This is a genomic window from Oleiphilus sp. HI0043 (assembly GCF_001634935.1).
On the sequence record NZ_LWEY01001906.1, the window covers coordinates 1 to 705 of the forward strand.

Genomic DNA, 705 nt, shown 5'->3' on the forward strand with positions numbered 1-705 from the left:
GCAGATCAAGTAGTAAAAGGTCTAGCTCCGGGTCTTCAGCAATGGCTGCCAGAGTCGTCTCCAGGTCAGACGATTCAGTGATCGTAACGTTTTCAAAGTGGGCGTTAATAATTTCTAACAAGGCACTGCGAAAAAGTGGATGATCATCTGCGATATGAAAATGGTACATAAGTTCTCCGAACAGGATTGAATGTCTGTTCAATGTTTATTATTAGAATACGTTCCTTGGAGAACAGCATAGCCTGACTGGTCATAATTTTCGAGGGGTAGATAATGCCTTTCATCTCCCCTCGAGCAACCCTATAGTTATGAGTCAGTGCGGTTCAAACGACCCTCGATCAGCACATCAACTACTGAAGGGTCGTTCAGCGTTGAGGTATCCCCCAAGTTGCCAAAGTCATCTGCAGCAATTTTGCGAAGGATCCTGCGCATGATCTTGCCAGATCGCGTCTTGGGTAAGGCATCGACCCACTGAATCAGCTCGGGTGTCGCAACCGGCCCCATTTCAACTCTCACATGCTGCTTCAGTAACTCTGTTGCATTGGCTGCAAGCTCAACACCGTCCATCGGCGTCACGTAAACATAAATCGCTTCGCCTTTGATATCATGTGGATAACCAACAACAGCTGCTTCCGCCACATCAGGATGAGACACCAAAGCACTGTCTAATTCAGCGGTTCCTAAGCGATGACCTGAAACATTCAA

General features: G+C 47.1%; 1 pseudogene. It reads right to left on the minus strand.

Annotated features, from left to right (window positions below):
- Positions 1 to 306: 306 nt before the first annotated feature.
- Positions 307 to 705: pseudogene (locus tag A3729_RS29460) on the minus strand (acetyl-coenzyme A synthetase); the annotation flags it as partial.